Source organism: Bacteroidales bacterium (genome assembly GCA_022647615.1).
GTDB lineage: Bacteria > Bacteroidota > Bacteroidia > Bacteroidales > UBA932 > Egerieousia.
This window is the reverse complement of record JALCKZ010000001.1, coordinates 1,963,140-1,979,289: the sequence shown is the minus strand read 5'-3', so window position 1 is coordinate 1,979,289 and position 16,150 is coordinate 1,963,140. Positions and strand designations below refer to the sequence as shown.

The window sequence follows — 16,150 nt, the reverse complement described above, 5'->3', positions numbered from 1 at the left end:
AAAAAAGAGCCGGATTTTTCCGGCTCTTTTTATTTGCTTAAACTTCCTTGAAGTCCTATTTTTTTAGCTTATTTTCTGGCTCCATCAAACCGGCCTTTTTCAAAATTTTATCCAACGCGGTAACCATATCCCAGCGGTCATGGTCATTGCGGTTTTCAAACACAAGGACCGTAAGATTTGCACTAGGGAAGAATGCTTCATAAATTTGGAAGCCTCCGTTATCTCCTGTATGATAGACTTTTAAGGGAAATCCAGGTTGCTGCTCTATGAACCATCCGTAACCATAATATGTGTTTGGCCTGTTTTGATAATCGCAGTATTTGCTCCCGGAAATTTTGGTTACAGGAGATTGTGCCTCTGCTTTAATTTTTGGAGAAATAATCTTGTTATCTCTTAGGGCTTTTATCCAATTTACAAACTGATGCGTAGAGGTGTAAATTCCGCCGTCGGCTTTGGTTGCAAAGAAAGATTCTTCTCCGTAATCATATTCATGGAACTTCTTAGCTGCCTCTTTAGCCTCCGGAGTATCAGTTACATAGCCGTGAGCCATGTGAGGAATTTTTCTGTCCGGTTCAAAATAAACAGTGCTGTCCATCCCGGCCGGGACAAAGATATTATCATGCATATATTGCTCAAACGGTTCTCCGCTTATCTTCTCTATAAAAAGGTAAAGCAGCTGGAAGGTTGGGTTAATATACTCATACTGAGTGCCCGGCGTAAAATGCAGACTATCCAGGTTCTTCATGTATTCAATGGACTGCATATCGGTTGCCTTAAGCACAAACTCTCTATCATCACGCGGACGCGCATCAGGAATTCCGGAAGAGTGAGACATTAAATTTGCAATTGTAATTGCAGTAAATGGAGCTCTTTTCGGAGGAAGATATGGCAGCGCCTTTGGTGTAACATCATAGATACTCTTGTGAATATCAAGTAGTTTCTGGTCATCCATTTTTAGTATTGCTACTGCTGAAAATTGTTTTGAGCAAGATGCTATATTAAAAAATGTATTACCGTCAATTTTAGATGAATCCTCATAATTTGCGATTCCGTATCCTTTATCAAATATGATGGAATCACCCTTCATAATAAGTACGGCTCCTCCCGGATTTGTAAACTTCGGATTTTCATTTCCGTCAACTGAATAGTGCGCAGTAAACAGAGAATCAACTTCATCCATTGCTACGGCAACTTTGTCTTTATTTGCTTTCTTTCCGCAGGAGACCATAACTAATAATGTTAATAGAGTTAATGAACTAAAATACAAGCATTTATACAGTGCGTAAAAAGGTTTCTTGTTGTTCATAATATATGTTTTGTTTATTTTCTTTTTAGGTCCCGACAGTTTTAGATCAATTCTCTCTGCATACATAATCTGAAAAAGTCCAGAGCGCCGGATGCAAATCTTTTAATATTTACAGCACGAGTATTTCTGAAAGCCTTTGTCATTGTAACTGTACCTTTTGGACCTGATGCTGCAATCCACAGAGTACCAAGTGGTTTCTCTTTTGTTGCTCCGCCAGGTCCGGCAATTCCTGATGTTGCAATTGAGTACGTAGTGTTCAATCTCTTTCTTACCCCCTCCGCCATCTCTCTGACACACTGTTCGCTAACCGCTCCGTATGTATCAAGAATTTTTTTGCTCACGCCAAGAACTCCCATCTTTATGCTGTTATCATAAGAAATAACGCTGCCGTAAAAATATCTGCTGGCTCCTGGAACTGAGGTAATTAAGTGCGCAAGGAAACCTCCTGTACAAGATTCTGCAGTTGAGATAGTTGCCTTCTTCTTCAACAACATTTTTCCTATTACTTCATAAGGGGCTTCTCCATCAAAACTGTAAATAGCATCACCAAGAATTTTAGACAGAGAGGCGGAGTATTTTTTCAACTCTTTCTCTCCCTCTTTCTGGGTTGTTCCATAAATTGAGAGCCTTAGTCTAACTCCAAGAATAGGGTCAGGCAAGTATGCAAGATGAAGATTTTTTGGAAGCGCATCCTCCCATTTTTCTATTTTCATAGCCAGGGAAGACTCCGGAATTCCCATTGTGCTGATTGTCTTGTGAAATATATCATCAAGCTTGTAATGCTCTTTTATAGAGGCAATTATATTTGGCAACGCATGCTCCGTTTCAAATGGTACGCCAGGCATGGAGAACAGAAGATTTTTTCTTCCGTACTTGCTTTTAGGGAAAGCAAATTGCATAATCGGAGCGGTGCCCACTCTGTTTGGAATTACCGTACAGGTCTCAGGAACAGAAGCCTGGAGCTTGTTGATTTCCAGCATCTGCACTCCGCGCGCAGTAAGAATTCTTTCAATAATATCAAATTGCTCCTTATTGCGGACATCTTTCTTGCTTCCGCTTAACTCACCTAAAATTTTTTTTGTGATGTCATCCTTGGTCGGTCCAAGTCCTCCTGTAACTATCACAACTTCAGTAGTTTTAAGGCATTTTTCTATGAATGTGAGGATGTCTTTGCGGTTATCTCCGCAGGTGACCATGGAGTTTACTTTTACTCCTATTTTATTTAATTGCACTGCAATCATTGATGAGTTTGTGTCCACAACCTGGCCAATTAAAAGCTCATCTCCAATTGTACATATAGATGCTGTAACCATTTTATATATTATTTGTCCTGCAAGATTTTTCCTGCAGCTCATTTACTTCATATTCTTAACAAGGTACTTGTTAATTTTTTTTACAAAGCTTGGTCCGTTGTAAATAAAGCCGCTATATACTTGAACCAGAGAGGCTCCGGCATCCAGCATCTGCTTTGCCTGCTTAGGCGTCATGACACCTCCGCTTGCAATAATAGGGAGCGTTCCTTGTGTTTTGCGCGCAATGTATTCAACAAATGCCAGGCTCTTTTTAAATAGGGGAGCTCCGCTTAGTCCGCCATTTCCTATGTCATCCAATGTTTTATTTTCCGTCTTAAGCCCGTCTCTGCTAATTGTTGTGTTTGTGGCAATTACACCGTCGAGACCTGAAACAAGAATTGTATCAATTATCTCATCCAGCTGAGTATAAGGAATATCGGGAGAAACTTTAAGAAGGATAGGGCGGTACTCATCGTACATTCTGCGCAGCTCCAGAAGTCTGTCTATAATCTCCGACAAATTTGTTGCATCCTGCAACTTGTAAAGGTCCTTAACATTTGGACATGAGACGTTTAGCGCAATGTAGTCCACTATATCGTAAAGGTATTCAAAGCAAATTTCATAATCTTTGGACGCTTCCTCTACCGGAGTATCTTTCCCTTTTGTGATGCTTCCTCCTATTATGCAATTTGGATGATGCTTTTTGATGAATGAAACCGCATGTTTGACCCCCTTGTTGTTTATACCCATCCTGTTTATAATGGCCTCATCCTTAGGGATTCTAAAGCATCTTGGCTGTGGATTTCCGGGCTGTGCTTTTGGCGTTAAGGACCCAATTTCTATAAACCCAAATCCAAAATCCGCCATATCATTATAGACATCGCCGTTTTTGTCAAAGCCGGCGGCAAGTCCTATTGGGTTCTTAAAAGTGACTCCAAATACCTCTTTTTCCAGCTTGGGGTTTTTATAATTAAACAGCATCCGCACGCATGCTCTGGCCAGTGGTATGTCCCTTAGCATTTTAAGACCGTCAACGACAAGGTCATGTATCCTCTCCGGCTGCATTGTAAACAGCAGCGGCCTTATAAGTTTATACATTTCAATTTAAAATTTGTGCGGTGACAAATTTACTCAATTCTTCTCGTACTCATCAAATGAATTATCGGAGTAGAGCAAAATTACTTTTTTTAGCTCTTTTGTTTCCCCTGCGGGAGTCAAGGTGGCCCCGTTTACGCGATTCTCAGAGGGTTGTGATGCATGCTTTTCAGCTGCAGCTTTCTCATTTACAATTTGTTGCAGCATTTTCATCTTTGCCTGCATTTCTTGCTTTTCTCTCTCCTTTTTTTGAGCTTCCTGCCTGGCTATTATGTTATCATTTGTAGCTCCCGACAGCTTATTTGATTGATTTGCAGCAGGTTGAGCTGAAACAGGAGCTGTCCTTGCAGGTTGGGCTGCTTGCTGCGGCTGTGCTTGTTGAGAATGGGGAGCCGGCTGCTGTTGGTTTTGCGGCTGAGTAAAATCTGAGTCAACAGGGAAATCGTCATCTGCTTTTTCAAATCCAAAAAGGTCTGATTTGTTGCCGTCAAAATTTTCCGGCTCTCCGCTTTCTGAATTTTCCGATGAATTTTGCTCCCCGTCTTTATCCTTTGAAATCACGTCGCCTCTGAAATTTTTTTGCAGATTCCGGTAGGGTTGACCCTCTCCGGTAAGCAACCAATCTATATTCAAATTCGGCAATTTTGTCAGTAGTCCGTGGATTACTTCATAGCTTGGATTGTTGCGTCCGCCAAGAATATTAGATAGGGTGGAACGTTGAATTCCCAGTATAGCGGCAAGCTGAGCCGCTGATAATTTTTCCAGGTTGAGAATGGTTTGAAAACGCTCTTTCATCTTTGTAAACTTTAATTACTACAAATTTAAACAATATTTTGTGAATTGTAAAATATTATTGCTGTTCATTCTTGTGTACACATTTGTGAACACCTTGCGTACCTCTTTCCAAATCCCTTTTGCAGATATCTGTAAAGCTTATTACGCAAATGCATCCAAATTTAAAGATGTAATTTAAGTTAAATTATTTATATTATTATTAATCAGCATTTTATGTAATTATTTTTGAGCTAAAATCATTTAATTACGCATTTTTTCAAAAAAATAAGACAAAATTATTTTAAATTAAACTTTAGGTAAATTACATTAAATTACATAATATCAGTATGTTATAAATTTATAAAATTTAAAATAAAAAAAAGTTATACTCCGCAATTGTTTACGTGATGAGAACTGCGCAAAAGTTCATTTTTGTGTACATTTTTGTGAACTTAGGCTGTTCAAACTTGCAAAATATTTAAATACGAAAATTGCGTATTTTCAACGATTTCATCTTAACCTAACATTTCATTACCTTTGCAAGAAAATTTGAGAATTGAGGCCAAAAATTAAAATAGCAGATTTCACCTACTCTCTCCCTGAGGAGAGAATTGCCAAGTATCCGCTGGCAGAACGTGACAGTTCCAAGCTGTTGGTATTTAGAAAAGATAAAATCAAAGATGATAACTTTTTTAATCTAGATAGATACCTTCCGGATAACTCTTTTATGGTTTTTAATAACACAAAAGTTGTCCCGGCCAGGCTCCATTTTCGCAAACCTACGGGCGCCGTCATTGAGATCTTATGCCTGAATCCAACCTCTCCGAAAGACTATGTGATGTCTTTTGCAAGCGTTGGAAGCTGTGAATGGAATGTTGTTCTTGGTAATGCAAAGCGTTGGAAAGATGGAGATATCCAGTTTATTGCTGATGTCGGGGGAGTCAATTTGAGGGCTGAACTTGTTAAGAAAGGGGATGAAAAAGGCTCTGTTGTTAAGTTTAAATGGGATACAAATGACACATTTTCAGAGGTTTTGGATATGTGCGGGCAGGTGCCTATCCCTCCTTATTTAAATAGGAAGACAGAATCTATAGACAAAACCCGCTATCAAACTATCTATGCTAAGATTGAGGGTTCTGTAGCGGCTCCTACCGCCGGACTCCATTTTACGGACAGAGTGCTTAAATCTCTTGATAATAAGGGAATTAAGAGGGATAATGTATGTCTTCATGTTGGCGCCGGCACATTTATTCCCGTAAAGAGCGAGTTTATAGCTGACCACAATATGCATACTGAGCCATTTTCTGTATCCCGACAGTTCCTTGCTGACCTTGCCGCTCTGCGGCCGGAAGAGAAGGTGATATCTGTCGGGACTACAACAACCAGAACACTTGAATCATTGTATTTTATTGGTGTTCAGTGTATTGAAGCTGAAATAGCTGTTTCAGGCCTAAACGGAGGGTTAAAACCCTTAAAAGGCTTTTCTCCGGAAGTTGTGGGGCAATGGACACCTTATGATAGAGAGTATGGATATACGTTAAAAGAGTCTATAGGGGCTATTATCAGATACTTAGATGCAAACAACCTGCAGCGTCTGGTTGCGGGTACTTCTATTATTATAGTACCGGGGTACAAATTTCATGTAATTGATATTCAAATTACAAATTTTCACCAGCCTCAAAGTACTCTTCTTCTGCTGATTGCAGCAATAATAGGAGACGGATGGAAAGATGCATACAAACATGCGCTGGAGAATGGTTATCGTTTTTTGAGCTATGGTGATAGCTGCCTGCTCTTTAGAAACTGATGGTTTTTCTGAATTTGTAAATTAAAGAGCGATTGAGGTTTAAATTATTACCTTTGCTCTGCAAAACAAAACAGCGTCCCGCCAGCAGGCGGACACTCCTAATGAAATGGATTTAAGCAAGTTTGACGGCATAAGGCCATATAATGATTCTGAGGTCCACCCGGCGGTGGAGAGAATTGCGGCCAACCCTTTTATAAAAGATATTGCGGAGTTTCTTAAAATTGCTAATAAAGAGGAACTTAGAAAGGTTCTCCTGTCATGTTATTCTGTAGATGATTTTCAGGACAGAATAATGGCCATGGTTGTTTCTCTTATCTTGAAAGGGACAGCGGATAAGCTGACTTTCAACGGATTGCATTATTTTGACGCAAACCGTACGCATGTAATCATAACAAACCATCGCGATATTGTACTGGATTCCGCTATAATTCAGCTGATTCTGCACAATCATAAGATTAAGACTACGGAAATGGCCGTGGGTGATAATCTTATTTCATCCCAGTTCATTGAGGATATCGCCCGTTCCAACAAGATGATAAAAGTCATCAGAACTACTTCTCCCAGAGAGGTTTACAATACATCCAAGATTCTTTCTGAATACATTAGGTATAAGGTGGCAGGCCAAAGGAGTTCTATTTGGATTGCACAGCGCAACGGCCGCACAAAAGACGGAATTGACTTAACGGAGCAGGGGCTGCTTAAGATGCTGGATATGAGCGGAAGCGGAGATTTTGTAAAAGATATGGAAGCTCTTGACATTTTGCCCGTTGCAATTTCCTATGAGTATGAGCCTTGTGATGCATTCAAAACGCATGAGCTTTATGTCTCACGCAGGCAGAAATATGTGAAAGGAGAAGATGAAGATTATAATAGCATCCTAACCGGGCTTACTCAGTGGAAGGGGAATATTCATTTTGAATTTACAGAGCCGGTTCTTCCAAAAGAAGTTGAGTATTGTGCTCAATTTACTAAAAATGAGCGCTTCCAAGAGCTTGCAAAAATTATTGACAAACAGATTCATCGCACATACAGGCTGTGGCCCAACAACTACATTGCCGCAGATTTGCTGGCTGCAGAAGCAGGCAGTTCGCAGGCTGGCAATTCAGCCGCAGGCAAATATTCCTCTCATTACACTCCTGAACAAAAGGCTCATTTTGAAGAATATGCAGCCAAACAGCTAAGTACGCTGGAGGGAGATGCAGCAGAGCTGAGGGAAATCTTCCTGGGCATTTACGCCAATCCTGTCAAATCACAGGAGAAGTAACCTTGCTCAGAGTTATTTTATTCCATGAATGACTTGCAAAAAAGACATAAAAAAAAGCCGCTTGAAAAAGCGGCTTTTATATTGACAATTAGGCTGTTACTTACTATAATCATAAAAGCCCTTTCCAGTCTTTCTACCAAGAAGACCTGCACGTACCATCTTCTTAAGAAGTGGATGTGGACGATACTTGCTGTCTCCGTATTCATTGTAAAGAACCTCCATGATTGCAAGGCAAACATCCAAGCCAATCAAGTCACCTAACTCTAGAGGTCCCATTGGATGGTTAGCTCCAAGCTTCATAGCCGCATCAATCTCATCGCGTGATGCAACTCCGTCTGCAAGGATTCCAACTCCCTCATTTACAAGAGGAATAAGGATTCTGTTTACAACAAATCCCGGAGCCTCGTTAACGCTTACAGGAGTCTTTCCAACAGCCTTTGCAATCTCAATTGCCTTATCATGAACTTCTTTGGAAGTTAGCTGGCCGCTGATAACTTCAACTAGTTTCATAAGCGGAACCGGATTGAAGAAGTGCATTCCAACTACATTTTGAGGACGAGTTGTGAATGATGCAATTTCTGTGATTGACAAAGAGGAAGTATTTGTAGCAAGAATAGCTTCTGGTTTGCAAACCTTATCAAGTGTCTGCCAAATCTCTTTCTTTGTTGCCATATCCTCTGCAACTACCTCAATTACAAGATCTGCGTCTTTAAGATCCTCATACTTCATAGTATCGGTAATCTTAGCAAGGATGCTGTCTTTTACGGCAGCTTCCATCTTTCCTTTTTCTACGCTTCTTGTAAGGAATTTTTCAATGGCTTTATGAGCCCTGCCCAGTGAAGCTTCACTGCGCCCTTTTAGTAAAACGTCATGGCCGGCGGTGGCAAATGCCTGAGCAATGCCATGTCCCATTGTACCGTTACCAACTACTGCAACTTTCATATTTATAAGTATTTAAAGTTAAACTATATGTAAATTTTCTTGCTTGTTCTACGCAAAGTTAGGCATAAAACAAACATGTTATATTTTTATCCCGACAGTTATTTCTTTTTCCACTCTGCAGGCCTCTTCTCAAAAAATGCCTTCATTCCCTCTTTCTGGTCCTCAGTGGAGAAGCAAAGAGCAAACAAATCATTCTCCAAAGCAATAGCTGAATCTATATCTGTCTGCATTCCTTTGTTTATAGCTTCTTTGCTGTATTTCAATGCAATAGGGGCGTTCTTTGCAATTTGGGCTGCCATGGCATATGCCTCGTTCATAAGAGCTTCCGGCTCTACTACTTTGTTAACCAAGCCAATGCGGTATGCTTCATCTGCGGTAATAGGTTTTGCGGTATAGATAATTTCTTTTGCCTTGCCAAGACCTACTATTCTTGGAAGTCTCTGAGTTCCAGAGAATCCTGGAGTTATTCCAAGTCCGGTTTCAGGCTGCCCAATCTTAGCTTTGTTAGATGCAATCCTAATGTCGCAGGCCATTGCAAGTTCGCAGCCTCCGCCAAGTGCGAAACCGTTAATTGCGGCAATAACAGGCTTATCCAGATTTTCTATTTTTCTGAATACTGCAGAACCTTGAACTCCAAAGGCTTTGCCCTCAGTAGCGTTCATGGTGCTCATTTGTGAAATGTCCGCTCCGGCCACAAAAGCTCGTCCCTCACCGGTAATGACAACAACTGAAACTCCGTCATTTGCAGCAATTTCCGTGAATGCTGCGTCCAGCTCTGATAGAATGGTTGAATTTAGGGCATTCATGGCCTCCGGATTATTAATCTTTACCGTGCAGATTTTATCCTTTACTTCTACTATTAGTTTTGTGTAGTTCATGATAGTATAATTTAATTCTTTTTATCTTCTTGATTTTTAGTGGCATTGTTCATTGTAACATCCATGTGCGGATAAGGAAAGCTTAATCCTGCTTTTGGAAATTCTGCGTAAACTTTTTCCGTGACGTAAGCCATGGCTGTATAATAATCATCTGTCTTTACCCAGCCTCTTCCGGCAATATCCACTGAACTCGCGCTAAGGTTGTTTATGAATGCGGAAGGAGCTTCCGGCGCATCCTCCTTCATGATTTGAGGACAGCTCTTTATAATGTTGATTAACAACTCTTTAGCTTTATCAGCATCATCTCCGTAGGTTATTCCAATTATCCAGTCGCATCTTCTTGTGCCCATCTCAGAATAGTTATTTATTATTCCGTTGAAAAGCGCGCCGTTAGGAAGAATTATTTTCTTATTGTCAGGCGTAGTCATGTGCGTTGATATAATTTCAATAGCAGAAACTGTTCCTATAAATCCTTCCGCCTCAATCATGTCGCCAACCTTGAATGGCTTGAATATCAAAATCATGACGCCTCCTGCAAAGTTCTGTAAAGTTCCAGACAGGGCCATGCCTATTGCAAGTCCGGCACCTCCCAGCAAGGCAACAAAAGATGTTGTGTCAACGCCAAGAGTATCTATCGTGACTATTATTAAAATCAGTGTAAGCAAGATACTTACGGTGCTTAGCACAAAAGAGGACAGCGACGGGTCAACGTTTTTCTTTGTGAAGATTCTGCGGGTGATATTTTTGATTTTCTTAATCAGCCATGCTCCTATCAAATATATTGCAATGGCTGCAAGTATCTTAGTGCCAAGGTTTAGTCCTTTGTCAGTAATGAAGGAAAAAATCTGGCTGGTATTCATGTGGGAGACGCTGTCGACGGTGGATTTTATGCCCATCGCGTTAGGCAGAAGGGAATCTGCCTTTGCTGCGGCTGCCTGTGTTGTTTGTTGTGCTTGAGCAGCAAGCTTTTGCGCGTCTTCCGCAACATCGGTCCCAAGAAAAGCTATCAGATAATTGAAAAGTGTAATCATATACTCAAATTAGTTATACTTTCTCCCAAAATGGCAGTTTGGACTCTCTCTAACAACTGCGTTTGCAAATTTACCAAAAAAAAGCCCTTTTTGCCCCCTTTAAAGCGCAAAATATTATTCACATTCAAATGTTTATAAAATATAACAAGGTTGTTATATTTTGTATCACATTTTTTGTTATATTTGCAAGCCGCCTAAGGTATGGGCAGACGATTCTGCAGATACTGTGCGGCGGAAAAAAAGATTGAATAATAGAGTCTAAAAGAAATAATTAATAATTTAAACTTTTTGTATATGAACAAAAGAATTTCATTACAGGATGCCGTTTCTAAGATTAAGGACGGTATGACAGTTATGGTTGGCGGATTCCTATCTGCCGGTTCTCCTCTAGATATCCTTGAGGCTCTCTCAAAGACAGGAGTTAAAGATCTTACAATCATTTCCAATGATACTGCATATCAGGGAATTGGAAATGGTAATCTAATTGGTAATCACAAGGTTTCTCATCTTCTTGCTACTCACATCGGAACAAATCCTGATACTGCAGCTCAGATGAATGCAGGTGAACTTAAAGTTGAATTCTGCCCTCAAGGCACTCTTGCAGAGAGAATTCGCTGCGGCGGCTGCGGACTTGGCGGTGTTCTTACAACAACAGGTCTTGGAACTGTTATGGAGTTTGAGCAGGATGGCAAGACTCCTAAGCAGAAAGTTACTGTTGACGGAAAGACTTATATTTTGGAGAGACCACTTCACGCAGATGTAGCTCTTATTGGAGCAACAGTTGCTGATGAACTTGGAAACTGCTCATACGTAGGTACTTCCCAAAACTTCAACCCTCTAATGGCAACTGCAGCTGATGTAGTTATCGTTGAGGCTGAGAAGATTGTTCCTGCCGGAACTTTCAAACCAGAAGAGATTATAACTCCTTCTCTTTATGTAACTTATCTATATCAATCTAGCAACAAGCTTCAGAAAGTAAGAGAGTAATTCTTACATAAGAGGCTATAAATAAAAGAAATACAATGGTAAAGAAATCACTTATAAGATTGAGAATGGGCGGAGAGGATGCTCATTACGGCGGCGGACTTGTAGACGGAGCACACATGCTTAAGCTATTTGGAGACGTTGCTACAGAACTGTTAATTATTAATGACGGTGATGAGGGACTTTTCAAAGCTTATGATAATGTGGAGTTTATAGCTCCGGTTCATGCAGGCGATTATATTGAGGCTACAGGTGAAATTACACATGTCGGCAACACATCACGTAAAATGGTGTTTGAGGCAAAGAAGGTAATTGCTCCTCGTCCCGATGTATCTGACTCAGCAGCAGATGTTTTGGCAGAGCCAATTTTAGTTTGCAAGGCTAGCGGAACTTGCGTTGTTCCTGCAAAGTGCCAGAGAAAAAACAATAAATAATCTGTCGGGACCTTTATTATCACGACGGTAATTTTTAAGAAAATGGAAAAATTAATTATAACAAATTGTGTGAGCGGTGCAGAAGTTACAAAAGAGAATAACCCTGCAGTGCCTTATACAGTAGATGAATACGTAAGAGAAGCCAAGAGCGCTTACGAGGCCGGAGCCAGCATCATTCACCTTCATGTAAGGTATGATGACGGAAAGCCGACTCAGGATAAGGCCAGGTTTAAGGTAATTATGGATGCTATCAGAAAGGCTTGCCCTGATGTTATCATTCAACCTTCTACGGGCGGTGCCGTCGGCATGACAAACGACGAGCGTCTTCAGCCAACTGAACTTAATCCGGAAATGGCTACACTTGACTGTGGCACAATGAATTTTGGAGGCGATGATGTTTTTGAAAATACAGAAAACACCATTAAATATTTTGGTCAGAAGATGATTGAAAGAGGCATCAAACCTGAGTGCGAAGTTTTTGACAAGAGCATGATTGAGATGTGCATCCGCCTTGCAAAGAAGGGATATGTAAAATCTCCTATTCATTGGGATTTTGTTATGGGAGTTAACGGAGGAATTGGAGGAGATATTAGAGACTTCACATTCCTTGCAGGCTCAATACCAGCAGGTTCCACTTATACCGTAGCCGGAGTAGGACGTTATGAATTTCCTCTTGCAGCAATGGCAATTATTCACGGAGGCCATGTAAGAGTTGGCTTTGAGGATAATGTTTATCTATCCAAAGGAGTACTTGCAAAGAGCAACGGAGAGCTTGTGGCTAAAGTTGTACGTCTTGCAAAAGAGTTTGGAAGAGAGATTGCAACACCTGCAGAAGCACGTCAGATACTGGGACTTGCACCGCTAAAGAAATAACGGAGAAGCCCCATATTTTTTTGAAATCAAATAACAATTAAACAAATAATAACATTTAAAACATTAAGTTTTATGCAAAAGAAAGGTAACAAGTACGGAACACACAGAGTTATCTCACCAAAGGGTGTGCTTCCACAGCCAGCTGATAAGATTGACAACAACATGGATGAAATCTATGATAATGAAATCCTTATCAACGTTCAAACATTAAATATTGATTCTGCTTCATTTACAGATATTTCCACAAGAGCAGGCGGCGACAAGAAGAAGATTGCCGAGATTATGATGGACATCGTAGCTAAACAAGGCAAACACCGCAATCCTTGGACTGGTTCAGGTGGAATGCTTCTTGGCAAAGTTGAGAAGATTGGTGATGCTCTTAAAGGCAAAATTGATCTTAAGGTTGGAGATAAGATTGCGACATTGGTTTCTCTTTCTCTTACCCCTCTTAGAATTGACAAGATTAAAGAGATTCGCGCTGACGTTGACCAAGTAGATATTGAAGGAAAAGCAATTCTATTTGAGAGCGGAATTTATGCTAAAATCCCGACAGATCTTCCTGAGAAACTGGCTCTTTCTGCTCTTGACGTTGCAGGTGCTCCTGCACAGACAGCTAAGCTGGTTAAACCGGGCGATACAGTTCTTATCATTGGCGCTGGCGGAAAGAGCGGAATGCTTTGCTGCTATGAGGCTAAGAAGAGAGCAGGCGTTACAGGTAAAGTTATTGGACTATGCCACAGCGAGAAGAGTGCTAAGAGACTAGAGGATCTTGGCTTCTGCGACGTTGTATTCACAGCTAATGCAACTCAGCCTGTTCCGGTATTGGAGAAGATTGAAAAACTTACCAACGGTAAGCTTTGCGATGTTACTATCAATAACGTAAACATCAATGACACAGAGATGACCAGCGTTCTTTGCACAAAGGATGACGGCGTTGTATATTTCTTCTCTATGGCTACAAGCTTTACAAAAGCAGCTCTTGGCGCAGAGGGCGTTGGCAAAGATGTTACTATGATTATCGGCAACGGTTACACTAAGGGCCATGCGGAGATTACTTTGCAGGAACTTAGAGAGTGCCCTAAGTTGAGAAAAGTTTTCACTGAACTATATGCTTAATTTTTAACTGGTTATGGCAGCTAAATATTCAAACGTTTCCAGAAGAAAAGAGTTGTTCCCAAAGGTTACAGATGCCGAGTGGAATGACTGGCACTGGCAGGTCAAAAACAGAATAGAAACTTTAGAAGATCTTAAGAAATACATTAAGCTTTCTAAAGAGGAGCAAGAGGGTATCAAAGAGTCTTTGAAGACTTTGAGAATGGCCATCACTCCTTACTATTTAAGTTTGATTGACCCTAACAATCCAGAAGATCCTGTTAGAAAGCAGTGCATACCAACAATTTATGAGACTCATAAATCTGTCGGCGACCTGCTTGATCCGCTGCATGAAGATATAGATTCTCCTGTTCCTGGATTAACACACCGTTATCCGGATAGAGTTCTTCTTCTTATAACTGACATGTGCTCAATGTATTGCCGTCACTGCACCCGCAGAAGATTTACGGGTCAGACAGATAAGGCAAACTCTATGGACAATGTGCAGAAGGCTATTGAATATATCAGAAATACTCCTCAGGTTAGAGACGTTCTTCTTTCCGGCGGAGATGCTTTGATGGTTTCTGATGAGAGACTTGAGTCTATCATCAAAGAGCTTCGTACAATTGACCACGTTGAGATTATCAGAATCGGAACCAGAACTCCGGTTGTTTGCCCTCAGAGAATTACTCCTGAGCTTTGCAACATGCTTAAGAAATATCATCCAATTTGGTTGAATACGCACTTTAATCATCCTCAGGAAGTTACAGCTGAGTCAGCTGCTGCTTGCGCAAGACTTGCAGATGCCGGTGTTCCATTAGGAAACCAGTCTGTTCTCCTAAGGGGCATCAATGATTGCGTAAACATCATGATGAAACTTGTGCATGAGCTTGTAAAGATGAGAGTTAGACCATATTACATTTATCAGTGCGATTTGTCCATGGGTCTTGAACACTTCAGAACTCCTGTAAGCAAGGGCATTGAGATAATGGAAGGTCTAAGAGGACACACCAGCGGATTTGCAGTTCCTACTTTTGTAATTGATGCGCCGGGCGGCGGAGGAAAAACTCCAATCATGCCTAACTATATAATTTCCATGGCTCCCGGAAAGGTTGTCCTTAGAAATTATGAGGGCGTTATTACAACCTATACAGAACCGACAGACTACAAAGACGAGAAGTGCAATTGCAAGTATTGCAAGGAGAAGCACGAGTGCGAGGGCGTCGTAGGTCTTCTGGAAGGCAAAGGTATGTCTATTGAACCAGCTCATCTAGAGAGAGTTGAGAGGGCAAAGAGACGCGGAGCCGTAAAAAAGTAATTGTACCGCATTATGTCTTTCATAGGTGAAATAACAAAATACAAAAGCCTCTCTATTGTGGGGCTGGAGAAGAATACCGGGAAGACAGAATGTTTGAATTTTATCCTGAAAAGGTTGCCGCCGCAATGTAAGGTGGCGGTAACCTCAATTGGGATAGATGGGGAGAGCAAGGATCAGGTGACCGGAACGGCCAAGCCTGAGATAGCATTGAGAGAGGGGATGTATTTCTCTACTGCTGAGGTATTTTACAGGTCACGACAGCTATTAAGTGAACTAGTGGAGATTACAAATGAGAGAAGTTCTTTGGGAAGAATTGTTACCGCAAAAGTTTTGATAGGGGGGAAGATTTTGCTTAGCGGACCTTCATCAGCTGCGTCATTAAGACGCTGGGTTGCAGGGGTTAATAAGTTTAACGTAAATCTTACAATAATAGATGGAGCGTTATCCAGGCTAAGCAGCGCATCTCCGGCTGTGAGCGAGAGTCTGGTTTTAACAACGGGAGCTGCTTATTCCGTTAATATGGATAGGCTTGTGCGGAAAACAAAATTCATTGTAGAACTTGTAGGGATTAAAAAAGCGGAAGAGTCTCTGAGAGAGACTTTTCTGGAGATTGAAAAAGGTGTGTGGGGATTGAGCCGCCAGGGGAAGCTGATAGATTTTAAAGTTGCATCTTCCCTTACCATAGACAAAATACAGGGTAGTCTTACAAAAGATTGCAAAGCTGTTTTTGTTGCGGGCGCGCTGACTGACAGGTTTCTGAACATGATATCAGATTCCAGGGAAGTCAAAGAAATTGTACTGCTGGTCAGGGACTTTACAAAGATTTTTGTAACAGAAGAGGCCTACAGATTGTTCATGAAAAGGGGGGGGAGGATAGAGGTCCTTCAAAAGAGCAGGCTGATTGCCGTTTGTGTTAATCCAACGTCTCCGCGCGGAATTGTACTTGATTCCGATTTGCTGTGCGCTAAATTGCATGAGGCAATACAAGTTCCTGTATATGACATTGTTAAGAATAAAGATAAAGTATAGATATATTTTGTTGCAAGAGGGGATAGAGTAA

General features: G+C 41.0%; 15 protein-coding genes. 8 read left to right on the top strand and 7 right to left on the bottom strand.

The genetic code is table 11. The annotated features are described in order from the left end of the window. Positions 1–55: 55 nt before the first annotated feature. From LKM37_08610 to LKM37_08595, 4 genes are read right to left on the bottom strand one after another with little or no spacing between them, the layout of a single operon-like run. A complete protein-coding gene (locus tag LKM37_08610; protein MCI1721045.1) occupies positions 56–1,372 on the bottom strand; it encodes a beta-lactamase family protein in 1,317 nt (438 codons plus the stop codon). After that, positions 1,348–2,661 (bottom strand): CinA family nicotinamide mononucleotide deamidase-related protein, encoded by a 1,314-nt coding sequence (locus LKM37_08605; GenBank protein MCI1721044.1) that lies wholly within the window; start codon positions 2,659–2,661, stop codon positions 1,348–1,350. Before LKM37_08605 ends, LKM37_08610 begins: the two co-directional genes overlap by 25 nt. Beyond that, positions 2,662–3,696, bottom strand: a complete 1,035-nt coding sequence (locus tag LKM37_08600) for a quinone-dependent dihydroorotate dehydrogenase (GenBank protein MCI1721043.1) — start codon at positions 3,694–3,696, stop codon at positions 2,662–2,664. Between the two features lie 33 nt (positions 3,697–3,729). Beyond that, the gene (locus LKM37_08595; protein ID MCI1721042.1) at positions 3,730–4,488 is read right to left on the bottom strand and encodes a helix-turn-helix domain-containing protein; all 759 of its coding nucleotides are present in this window, start codon (positions 4,486–4,488) and stop codon (positions 3,730–3,732) included. Between the two features lie 535 nt (positions 4,489–5,023). Between LKM37_08595 and LKM37_08590 the strand changes: the two genes are divergently transcribed. Together LKM37_08590 and LKM37_08585 are read left to right on the top strand one after the other, a co-directional pair. Beyond that, on the top strand, positions 5,024–6,274 hold the full coding sequence (locus LKM37_08590; protein MCI1721041.1) for an S-adenosylmethionine:tRNA ribosyltransferase-isomerase: 1,251 nt from the start codon (positions 5,024–5,026) through the stop codon (positions 6,272–6,274). A gap of 106 nt (positions 6,275–6,380) precedes the next feature. Continuing rightward, positions 6,381–7,538 (top strand): 1-acyl-sn-glycerol-3-phosphate acyltransferase, encoded by a 1,158-nt coding sequence (locus LKM37_08585; protein ID MCI1721040.1) that lies wholly within the window; start codon positions 6,381–6,383, stop codon positions 7,536–7,538. Between the two features lie 96 nt (positions 7,539–7,634). On the opposite strand, the gene LKM37_08580 is transcribed toward LKM37_08585, so the two are convergent. The 3 genes from LKM37_08580 to LKM37_08570 all read right to left on the bottom strand — a co-directional run bounded on the left by LKM37_08580 (position 7,635) and on the right by LKM37_08570 (position 10,389). Beyond that, a complete protein-coding gene (locus tag LKM37_08580; GenBank protein ID MCI1721039.1) occupies positions 7,635–8,480 on the bottom strand; it encodes a 3-hydroxybutyryl-CoA dehydrogenase in 846 nt (281 codons plus the stop codon). Between the two features lie 98 nt (positions 8,481–8,578). Next, positions 8,579–9,358 (bottom strand): short-chain-enoyl-CoA hydratase, encoded by a 780-nt coding sequence (locus LKM37_08575; GenBank protein MCI1721038.1) that lies wholly within the window; start codon positions 9,356–9,358, stop codon positions 8,579–8,581. Positions 9,359–9,369: 11 nt separating this feature from the next. After that, entirely contained in the window at positions 9,370–10,389 is a 1,020-nt protein-coding gene (locus LKM37_08570) for a mechanosensitive ion channel (GenBank protein ID MCI1721037.1), read from the bottom strand. A gap of 294 nt (positions 10,390–10,683) precedes the next feature. On the opposite strand from LKM37_08570, the gene LKM37_08565 reads away from it, so the two are divergent. The 6 genes from LKM37_08565 (at position 10,684) to LKM37_08540 (ending at position 16,119) form a co-directional block, all read left to right on the top strand. After that, the gene (locus LKM37_08565) at positions 10,684–11,376 is read left to right on the top strand and encodes a CoA transferase subunit A (GenBank protein ID MCI1721036.1); all 693 of its coding nucleotides are present in this window, start codon (positions 10,684–10,686) and stop codon (positions 11,374–11,376) included. Positions 11,377–11,411: 35 nt separating this feature from the next. Next, positions 11,412–11,807: a 3-aminobutyryl-CoA ammonia lyase gene (locus LKM37_08560; protein ID MCI1721035.1), complete on the top strand. Its 396-nt coding sequence runs from the start codon at positions 11,412–11,414 to the stop codon at positions 11,805–11,807. Between the two features lie 42 nt (positions 11,808–11,849). Next, complete coding sequence (locus tag LKM37_08555; protein MCI1721034.1) at positions 11,850–12,680, top strand: 3-keto-5-aminohexanoate cleavage protein; 831 nt, start codon at positions 11,850–11,852, stop codon at positions 12,678–12,680. Between the two features lie 72 nt (positions 12,681–12,752). Then, complete coding sequence (locus LKM37_08550; GenBank protein ID MCI1721033.1) at positions 12,753–13,796, top strand: zinc-binding dehydrogenase; 1,044 nt, start codon at positions 12,753–12,755, stop codon at positions 13,794–13,796. A gap of 13 nt (positions 13,797–13,809) precedes the next feature. Further along, positions 13,810–15,090 carry a lysine 2,3-aminomutase gene (gene ablA / locus LKM37_08545; protein ID MCI1721032.1) on the top strand — a complete coding sequence of 427 codons (1,281 nt, stop codon included), beginning with the start codon at positions 13,810–13,812 and terminating at the stop codon, positions 15,088–15,090. 12 nt (positions 15,091–15,102) lie between these two features. Then, positions 15,103–16,119 carry a hypothetical protein gene (locus LKM37_08540; protein ID MCI1721031.1) on the top strand — a complete coding sequence of 339 codons (1,017 nt, stop codon included), beginning with the start codon at positions 15,103–15,105 and terminating at the stop codon, positions 16,117–16,119. The last annotated feature ends 31 nt before the right edge of the window (positions 16,120–16,150 follow it).